6 protein-coding genes and 1 pseudogene are annotated in these 9,691 nt (G+C 72.8%); all 7 read left to right on the top strand.

The annotated features are described in order from the left end of the window. The coding region (locus AOJ26_RS31490) for a hypothetical protein (RefSeq protein WP_053851772.1) at positions 1–1,380 on the top strand (1,380 nt) is incomplete at its 5' end. A gap of 14 nt (positions 1,381–1,394) precedes the next feature. Continuing rightward, complete coding sequence (locus AOJ26_RS31485; protein ID WP_373413132.1) at positions 1,395–2,459, top strand: glutamate ABC transporter substrate-binding protein; 1,065 nt, start codon at positions 1,395–1,397, stop codon at positions 2,457–2,459. 56 nt (positions 2,460–2,515) lie between these two features. Then, positions 2,516–3,847: a hypothetical protein gene (locus tag AOJ26_RS31480; RefSeq protein WP_078960106.1), complete on the top strand. Its 1,332-nt coding sequence runs from the start codon at positions 2,516–2,518 to the stop codon at positions 3,845–3,847. Next, positions 3,844–6,384, top strand: coding sequence for a serine/threonine-protein kinase (locus tag AOJ26_RS31470; protein WP_078960105.1), 2,541 nt, complete (start codon positions 3,844–3,846; stop codon positions 6,382–6,384). Before AOJ26_RS31480 ends, AOJ26_RS31470 begins: the two co-directional genes overlap by 4 nt. Next, on the top strand, positions 6,385–7,707 hold the full coding sequence (locus AOJ26_RS31465) for a PP2C family serine/threonine-protein phosphatase (protein ID WP_063790351.1): 1,323 nt from the start codon (positions 6,385–6,387) through the stop codon (positions 7,705–7,707). It abuts the gene before it with no gap. Positions 7,708–7,806: 99 nt separating this feature from the next. After that, positions 7,807–9,153, top strand: a complete 1,347-nt coding sequence (locus AOJ26_RS31460) for a vWA domain-containing protein (protein ID WP_053851766.1) — start codon at positions 7,807–7,809, stop codon at positions 9,151–9,153. Positions 9,154–9,202: 49 nt separating this feature from the next. Continuing rightward, positions 9,203–9,691: pseudogene (locus AOJ26_RS31455) on the top strand (FHA domain-containing protein); the annotation flags it as partial.

The following is a 9,691-nucleotide window of genomic DNA, read 5'->3' as shown; positions in this document are numbered from 1 at the left end:
GTCCCGCAGCCGTCCCCGCCCGCCCCCGCACCGGACCGTGCGCCCGCCCGTCGTACGGCCTTCGCCGAGGGTTTCGACCAGGTGCGCGCGGCCGCCACCACCGAACCGGGCAGGCTGCGCATCATCGGCGCGGCGCTCGCCCTGCTCGTCGTCCTGTTCGGCGCGGTCACCGCCTGGCAGACCGACGAGCGGGCCGCCGCCGCGGACGACGTGCTGCACAAGAGCCAGCCGCTCAGCAGCGCCGCCGCCGACATCTACCGCTACCTGGCCGACGCCAACACCGCGGCCTCCAGCGGCTTCCTCGCCGGCGGCCAGGAGTCGGCCGAGTCGCGCGAGCGGTACGAGGACGACATCGACCGGGCCGCCGCGGGTCTGGTCAGGGCCGCCTCCAACTCCGACCCGGACTCCCGCGCCGCGAGGACCGTGGCCGAACTCAACACCCTGCTGCCGGAGTACAAGGGGCTGGTGGAGCAGGCCCGGACGTACAACCGCCAGGGCTTCCCGGTCGGCGGGGCGTATCTGCGCTACGCCAACGAGAAGATGCAGGAGGAGATGCTCCCGAAGGCGCAGAACCTCTACACCAGCGAGAACCAGCGGCTGCGCGCCGACTACGCGGACGCCACGCCCTACCCGTGGGCGGCGATCGGCCTCGGCGTCCTGGCGCTCGCCGGGCTGGCCTGGACGCAGCACCGCACCTACCGGCGCACCAACCGGGTCCTCAACCACGGCCTCGTCGCGGCCACCGCGGCCGCGACCGTGGTGCTGCTGTGGCTGGTCGTCGGCCACACCGTCGCGCGCGCGGGCCTCAACGCCTCCTACGACCACGGTGTCCGCTCGCTCAACGTCCTGCACGACGCCCGCATCGCCTCCCTGAAGGCGCGCGGCAACGAGAACCTCACGCTGGTGGCGCGCGGCGCGGAGACCGTCACGCTCACGGACCGCAAGACCGGCGAGAAGGTCACCGTCGACGCCTACGACCACGACTTCGACCAGGACATGGACGTCCTCGGCAAGGGACTGGCCGAGGCGTCGAAGCTCGCCGACGACGACAGCGGCGAGAAGCCGGTGACCGCGGCGCAGGGCAACATGAAGGTGTGGAAGGAGCGCCACGCCGCGGCCCGCGAGCAGGACGACCACGGCAACTACCAGGAGGCGCTGAGCCGGGTCGTCGGCGGCAAGGGCGCCACGGGCGAGTGCTTCGACAGCGTCGACCACAACCTCCGTCTCGCCCTGACGCACGAGGAGTCCGAGTTCAGGCAGTCCGCCGGTGACGGCCTGGACGCGATGACCGGGCTGTCGGTGGGTGCCGCCGTACTGGCCGTGCTGGGCGCCGCCGGCGCGGTCCTCGGCATCGGGCGCAGGCTGTCGGAGTACCGGTGAGAGGGGGCGTGACGATGCGGATGCGTGGACGTGTGCGGGCCGGTCTCAGGGGCTGGGGCGGGGTGGGGGCGATGGCCGTCGTGTGCACCCTGGTGCTCGCCTGCGCCCTGCTGCTGCCGCTGCTCAGGACGGCCGGCGACGGCAGCACGGGCACCGGTGGCCCGGGCCTGAGCCGTGCCGGGCAGGCCGCGGCGGACGACCCCTGTCTCGACCCCGCGATCAAGGCGCACCCCGAGGACCAGACGCTCTCCCCGTCGGGTGCGGACGGCCCGACCATCGAGAAGATCAAGGCCCGCGAGGGAGAGAAGCGCAAGCTGGTCGTCGGCGTCGACCAGAACAGCTACCGCTGGGGCTACCGCAACCCCAACGGCGGGGAGGACGCCGACCTGGAGGGCTTCGACATCGACCTGGTCCACCGGATCGCGCAGGACATCCTCGGCGACGCCGACGCCGTGCAGTTCAAGGCCATCCCCACCAACCAGCGCATCCCGGCCATACAGAACGGCCGGGTGGACATGGTCGTCCGCACGATGACGATCAACTGCACCCGCGTCGGCCAAGTCGCCTTCTCCGCCCCGTACTTCAAGACCGGACAGCAGGTCCTCGCGCCCAAGTCCTCGGACATCGCGGGCTACGACGGCACGCTCGCGAACAAGAAGATCTGCACGGCGGAGGGTTCGACCGCCTTCAGCAAGCTCGACGAGGACAAGAAGGCGGGGGATCTCGTCGCCTCCGCCGACATCAGGACCACGGTGCCCAACCAGCTCGACTGCCTGGTCCGGCTCCAGCTCGGCGAGGTCGACGCCGTGGTCACCGACGGCGCGCTCGCCGCCAGCCAGGCCGCCCAGGACCCCACGGTCGAACTGAAGGGCTCCCCCTTCACCACCGAGTACTACGGCGTGGCGATGAAGAGCGACGCCGACGATCTGGTACGCCGGGTCAACCAGATCCTGGTGGACTACCGCAAGGACCGCACGAACGGCTGGCAGGCGTCGTACGACAGGTGGCTGTCCGCCACACTGGACAGGGACTCGGCCAAGTCGGAACCGCCGCCGGCGAAGTACCTGCGCAAGAGCTGACGGACCGTCCGGAACAGACAACCACCCAGCAACCCTTCAGCAGCGAGAGGTGATCGATGGGCGTCACGGGACCCCCTGGGCCGGTGATGGACCGGGACGAGGTGGACCGTGCGCTGGCGCGGCTCGGCGCGGAGCACGAGGCGATCGAGACCTCGCTCCTCGCCCTCCAGGACCACGCGGGCCGCAGGCTCCTGGAAGGCGCCGACCTCACCGGGGTCACCAAGGAGCGCTGGGAGTCCGCCGACGCGTCGATCACCCTGCTGTGGGCGTACTTCGACGCGTACACCGACGCGCTGCGCTCCGCCCGCGAGATCCGCTCCCGCCGCCGCTGGTCCAGCCGCGAGGACCTGGTGGAGCTCACCGAGCTGCTGCGCGGCGAGTCGGTCACCGTCGCGGGCTCGGCGACCGCCACGGCCAACGCGCCCACCCTGCACGGCGCTTCGGGCAAGCTCAGCGAGCGGTTCTCCCTGGTGACGCTCGTGGAGCGGATGAACGAGCTGTACGCGACGAGCCTGGACATGGTCGTCGCCGCCGACGCGGTCTGGTCGGCGCTGCCCGCGCGGATAGACCTGCTGTCCGCCGAACTCCAGCGCACCCGCCAGCTCGCGCACTCCGTCGGCGTCCGCCCCGGGGAGCACCCGGCGGGCGACGACCTGGAGCGCATCACCCGCACCCTGACCTCGCTGCGCGAGCAGGTGATCTCCGACCCGCTCGCGTTCTGGCAGCGCGCGCAGGGCAGTTCGGCCCCCGGCGGCGGCAGGCCGGACACCACGGCCTACGACCGGGAGGCGCGCGCCCTGGAGGACGTGCGCCGGGAGATCGACGCGGTGCTCACGGTCCGGCAGGACGCCGAGGCCCGGCTGGTCAGACTGCGGGACGTGCTCTCCCGCGCGGACCGCACGCTCGCCGAGGCCCGCATCGCGCGCGGCGAGGTCCTCGCGAAGATCGCGGCCACGGAGGTACCGGTCGTCAGCGGACCGCCGACCGTGCTCCAGGAGCAGTTGGCGACGGCCGCCGAGTACCGCAGACACGGCCAGTGGCACCGGCTGTCACCGCTCCTGGAGTCCCTGGAGCAGAAGGCGGAGGACGAACTGCTGCGTGCCCGCGAGTCGTTGACCGCGGTCACCGCGCCGCTCGCGGTCCGCGCGGAGCTGCGCGGCCGGCTCGACGCGTACAAGGCGAAGGTCGCCCGGCACGGTCTGGCCGAGGACCCGTTCCTGATCGAGCGGTACGACGCGGCCCGGCGGATGCTGTGGAGCGCGCCCTGCGACCTGCGGGTCGCCGAACAGGCCGTGCTGCGCTACCAGCACGCGGCCGCCGAGCTGCTGGGCGCCCCGCGGGTGCCGCAGCACGGCCTTGAGGACCGTAGGGGGGAGTCGTCGTCATGAGTCAGGAACAGCAGTCCTGTCAGCGCCCCGACTGCGAGGGGACGTACGAGGACATGGGTGGCGGCGAGCTGTACTGCGACACCTGCGGTCTGGCGCCGGTCGTCGCGGGCGGGGGTTCCGCCTCCGGGGGCGGCCGGCCCGGCTCGGTGCCCAGCGGCACGGCCGGCGGCCGGGGCTCGCGGGGCAGCGGCAGCGCGCCCGCCACCGGCCGCGGTTCCGCGCGGACGTCCTCGCACTCGTCGAAGTCACGGCGCTCGGTGTCGGGACGGCTCTCGCGCTCGGTCTCCGGGAAGTCCACGGGCCGTTCGGTGTCGGTGCGCGGCTCCGGCTCCACCGCCGGTTCGACCGGGCGCGGCCGGCTGGGCGCGGGGCTCGTCGAGGTGCCCGGGGTGCCGCGGCCGGACCCGCGCGAGATGGTGCTGGAGAACCCGGAGGTGCCCGAGCGCAAGCGGTTCTGCTCGCGCTCCGACTGCGGGGCCCCGGTGGGGCGTTCGCGCGGGGAGCGGTCCGGTCGTACCGAGGGTTTCTGCACGAAGTGCGGCCACCCGTACTCGTTCGTGCCGAAGCTGAAGTCCGGCGACATCGTGCACGGCCAGTACGAGGTGGCGGGCTGTCTGGCGCACGGCGGACTGGGCTGGGTCTATCTCGCCGTGGACCGCGCGGTGTCCGACCGCTGGGTGGTCCTCAAGGGCCTGCTGGACACCGGCGACCAGGACGCGATGGCCGCCGCGATCTCCGAGCGGCGCTTCCTCGCGGAGATCGAGCACGCCAACATCGTGCGGATCTACAACTTCGTCGAGCACCTCGACCAGCGCACCGGCTCGCTCGACGGCTACATCGTCATGGAGTACGTCGGCGGCAAGTCGCTGAAGGAGATCGCCAACGGCCGCCGTTCGGCCGACGGCAAGCGGGACCCGCTGCCGGTGGAGCAGGCGTGCGCCTACGGCATCGAGGCCCTGGAGGCGCTCGGCCATCTGCACAGCCGCAACCTCCTGTACTGCGACTTCAAGGTCGACAACGCCATCCAGACCGAGGACCAGCTCAAGCTGATCGACATGGGCGCGGTGCGCAGGATGGACGACGAGGAGTCGGCCATCTACGGCACGGTGGGCTACCAGGCTCCCGAGGTCGCGGACGTGGGCCCCTCCGTCGCCTCCGACCTGTACACCGTCGGCCGCACCCTGGCCGTGCTGACCTTCGACTTCCAGGGCTACACCAACGTCTTCGTCGACTCGCTGCCCGACCCCGACCACATCGAGGTCTTCCGCCGGTACGAGTCCTTCTACCGGCTGCTGGTCCGGGCCACCGACCCGGACCCGGCCCGCCGGTTCGCCTCCGCGCAGGAGATGTCGGAGCAGCTCACCGGCGTCCTGCGCGAGGTCGTCTCGCTCCAGACGGGGCGGGCGAGGCCCTCCCTGTCGACCCTCTTCGGCCCCGAGGTCCGGGTCACCGACACGGAGTTGTTCCCGAAGCTGGACGGGGAGGTGTCGCGGCTCGGAGGACGGGCGGTGCCCTCCCGGAAGGCTCTTGCCGCTTCCGCGGCCGCCGGAGGTGCCCCGCGGCCGGGCGGAGGTCTCACCCCCGCCGGTGCCCTCGTCAAGCCGGTCAACACGCCGGTCGCCGCGCTCGCGCTCCCGGTCCCGCACGTCGACCCCGCCGACCCCAACGCCGGTTTCCTCGCCGGGCTGATGACCACCGCGCCCGCCGAGTTGCTCGGCGCCCTCGCGGCCGCACCGGCCCCCTCGGCGGAGTCACGGCTCCGGCAGGTGCGGGCCTGGCTGGAGAACGGCGACACGTACACCGCGGACGAGGCGCTGCGGAAGCTGGAGGACGAACGGCCCGACGACTGGCGGGTGGTCTGGTACCGGGGTGTGGCCGCCCTGGTGACCGGCGACCACGAGGCCGCCGCGCTCGCCTTCGACGCGATCTACGACGCCTTCCCGGGCGAACCCGCCCCCAAGCTGGCCCTCGGTCTGTGCGCGGAGGTCCTCGGCCAGCTCGACAACGCCGCCGAGTACTACCGGCTGGTCTGGTCGACCGACCCCAGTTATGTGAGCGCCGCGTTCGGCCTGGCGCGCGTGCAGCTCGCGACCGGGGACCGCCGGGGCGCGGTGCGGACGCTGGAGTCGGTGCCGGAGTCCTCCATCCACTACACCGCCGCCAGAGTGGCCGCCGTCCGCGCCCGGCTGCGTGGCCGCACCGCGACCGCGGGCGACGTACCCTTCCTGGACGACCTGACCGCCGCCGCCGGGCAGGTCGAGGCGCTGGACGCGTACGGACTGGATCCGGCGCGTCGTGAGCAGTTGTCGGCCGAGGTGCTGGGCGCGGCCCTGGACTGGATACTCTCCGGTGGCCAGGACTCCGTCGCCCCCGCCACCGGGGGACGGGCACTGCTCGGCAGCGGACTGGACGAGCGAGGACTGCGCTTCGGCCTGGAGCGTTCGTACCGCGCGCTGGCCCGGCTCGCGCAGGGCGGCGAGGAGAGGATCGACCTGGTGGAACGAGCCAACCGTTACCGCCCCCGGACGTGGGTGTAGTTGATGTCGCAGATGCCCCAGCAGACCGCCCTTTCGAGGTGTCCGAGCTGCGAGGAACCCCTCGAGTCGGGCGACCGTTTCTGCGGTGCGTGCGGATACGACCTGTCCGCCGTCCCGGCACGGCCGGACGACCACCCGACCGTCGCCCTGAACGGCGCGCCGCCGGACGGTCCCTGGCCGCAGGCACCGCATCCCCCGGCGGAGCTGCACCTGCCGACCGACCTGCGGTCCGCCGCGTCGGGCGAGCACGAACTGCCCCCGGAGCCGCCCCCGTCGGGGCCGGTGCTCGGATCGCCGGTCTCCCCCGCCTCCGGGGTGCGCTTCGACCGTCCCCCGGAGCCCGACGAGTACCCCCTCCAGGCGCCGGACCCGCGGGTGGCCGCCGGACCGGCGGGCCCTGCCGAGGAGGCCAAGGTGTGCGTGGCCTGCCGCGCGGGCCGGGTCGACGGCGACGGCTACTGCGAGAACTGCGGGCACGCCCAGCCGCGTGAGCGCGACCACATGGAGCAGCAGGCCGGCCCGATCGCCGCCGTCAGCGACCGCGGCCTGCGCCACCACCGCAACGAGGACGCCTTCAGTCTCGGCACCAGCGTGCTGCCGGACGGACAGCCCGCGACCTTCGCGGTCGTCTGCGACGGCGTGTCCTCCGCGACCCGCCCCGACGACGCCTCCCTGGCCGCCTCCCGGGCCGCCGCCGACTCGCTGCTGGCGGCGCTGCCGCAGGGCACGCACCCCCAGCAGGCCATGCACGAGGCGATCGTCGCCGCCTCCCGCGCGGTCAACTCCCTCGCCGGGGAACCCGCCACGGCCCGCGAGCACCAGCCGCACCAGAACGCCCCCGCGTGCACGATCGTCGGCTCGGTCGTCACCCCGAGCCTGCTGGTCGTCGGCTGGGTCGGCGACAGCCGCGTCTACTGGGTGCCCACGGACCGCAGTTCGCCCCCGGCCCGGCTCACCGAGGACGACTCCTGGGCCGCGCAGATGGTCGCCGCGGGCCTGATGAACGAGGCCGAGGCCTACGCCGACGAGCGCGCCCACGCGATCACCGGCTGGCTCGGCGCGGACGCCTACGAACTCGACCCGCACACCGCTTCCTTCAAGCCGGACCGGCCCGGTGTGGTGGTGGTGTGCACCGATGGCCTGTGGAACTACGCGGAGGCGGCCGACGAGATGGCGCAGGCCGTACCGGCCGACGCCGCCGCCCGCCCGCTGCACACCGCCCGGGTGCTGGTCGGTCACGCCCTGGACGGCGGGGGCCACGACAACGTAACAGTGGCCGTCGTGCCGTTCCCGACCCCCGTGCAGGGGGCAGGATCGGCCTGAGGCCGCACGAACGGGGATGCCTCGGCGGGCCGGAGGGGACCGGTCCGCGATCATCGTCGCCCCACGGCTGTGGGGTTCATGAGGGGGATGTGAGCAGGCGTGGCCAATTTCTCGAAGTCGAACGTGCCGCAGTTCGCGATGGACGTCTACCAGAACGAGTACCTGCCGGAGGGCGGCCGCGAGGTCAACGCGATCGTCACGGTGACCGCGACCGGCGGCGGCACGATCGGCAGCGCGGTCGCCGCCCCGCACCTGTGGTCGGCCGGGCAGGGCCCCTCGGCGGCGGTCGCGGTCATGGTCGACTGCTCGGGCTCCATGGACTACCCGCCGACCAAGATGCGCAACGCCCGCGACGCCACGGCCGCCGCGATCGACACCCTGCGCGACGGCGTGCACTTCGCGGTGATCGGCGGCACCCATGTGGCGAAGGAGGTGTATCCGGGCGGCGGGCGTCTCGCGGTCGCCGACGCCACCACCCGCGACCAGGCCAAACAGGCCCTGCGCAAGCTCAGCGCGGGCGGCGGTACGGCCATCGGGACCTGGCTGCGCCTCGCCGACCGCCTGCTGTCCTCGGCGGACGTCGCCATACGGCACGGCATCCTGCTCACCGACGGGCGCAACGAACACGAGTCGCCGGAGGACCTGAAGGCCTCCCTCGACGCGTGCGCGGGGCGTTTCACGTGCGACGCCCGAGGCGTGGGCACCGACTGGGAAGTGAAAGAAGTCACAGGGATCGCCTCCGCCCTGCTCGGCACCGCCGACATCGTGGCCGACCCGGCCGCCCTCGCCGCCGACTTCACGCAGATGATGGAGACGGCCATGGGCAAGGAGGTCGCCGACGTCGCGCTGCGGGTGTGGACGCCGGTGGGCACCACCATCAAGTTCGTCAAGCAGGTCGCGCCCACCGTCGAGGAGCTCACCGACCGCCGCACCGAGGCCGGTCCGCGCGCCGGGGACTACCCCACCGGCTCCTGGGGAGACGAGTCCCGTGACTACCACGTCTGCGTCGAGGTCCCGGCCGCGCACATCGGCCAGGAGATGCTCGCCGCCCGGGTCTCCCTGGTCGTCCCGCAGCCCGACGGGAGCACGCAGAACCTGGGCGCGCAGGGACTCGTCAGGGCGGTGTGGACCGACGACATGGTCGCCTCGACGTCGATCAACCCCCAGGTCGCGCACTACACCGGCCAGGCCGAACTGGCACAGGCCATCCAACAAGGGCTCGACCTTCGCAAAGCCGGCGATATCGATGGAGCAACGGCCAAACTGGGCCGTGCCGTTCAGCTCGCGAACGACTCCGGGAACGCCGATACCGCGAAACTGCTTTCGAAGGTGGTGGACGTCGTCGATGCCACGACAGGTACTGTGCGACTGAAGGCGAAGGTCGAGGAGGCCGACGAGATGACTCTCGAGACCCGGTCGACAAAGACTGTTCGTGTAAAGAAGTAGACCGTTACCGACGGAGAAGTTCCCTGATCCGAGAGGGGGAAGCGCCGACATGCCGACCTGCCCGAACGGACACCAGTCGGGTTCCGACGACTGGTGCGAGGTCTGCGGTCACCGCATGGCCGGTGCCGTACCTCCACCCCCTCCGCCGCCGCCCGGTCCGGGCGGGGGCGGCTACGGCTTCCCGCCGCCCGGCGGCCCCGGCGGCCAGCCCGGTGGACGCCCGCACCTGTCCGGCGCACCGGACCCCGAGCCGGAGCTCTGCCCGCAGTGCCGTACGCCCCGGGAGGGCGGTGCGCCCTTCTGCGAGGAGTGCCGGTGGAACTTCCTGACGAACACGGCGACCTCGTACACCCCGGCCGCCCCGCGCCCGCCGGCCGGTTCCGGCGGCCCGCCCTCGCACTTCCAGCAGCAGCCGGGTCCCGGCCCGTCCTTCGGCGGCGGTGACTCCTACGAGTACCAGGGCTCGCGCCCGTCCCAGGTGAACCGCCCCGCGGAACCGATCCCCTTCGGCTCGGAGCCGTCGGGCCGCACGGGTCCG

Origin of the sequence: Streptomyces sp. NRRL B-24085 (assembly GCF_001282115.1) — a bacterium.
In the GTDB taxonomy this organism is placed as follows: Bacteria; Actinomycetota; Actinomycetes; order Streptomycetales; family Streptomycetaceae; genus Streptomyces.
Note: the sequence above shows the minus strand (reverse complement) of the source record. Positions and strands in the feature narration are given on the sequence as shown.

Coding starts and splice junctions, on each gene's coding strand:
- AOJ26_RS31485 (WP_373413132.1), top strand. CDS start 1,395: ATGCGGATGCGTGGACGTGTGCGGGCCGGTCTCAGGGGCTGGGGCGGG.
- AOJ26_RS31480 (WP_078960106.1), top strand. CDS start 2,516: ATGGGCGTCACGGGACCCCCTGGGCCGGTGATGGACCGGGACGAGGTG.
- AOJ26_RS31470 (WP_078960105.1), top strand. CDS start 3,844: ATGAGTCAGGAACAGCAGTCCTGTCAGCGCCCCGACTGCGAGGGGACG.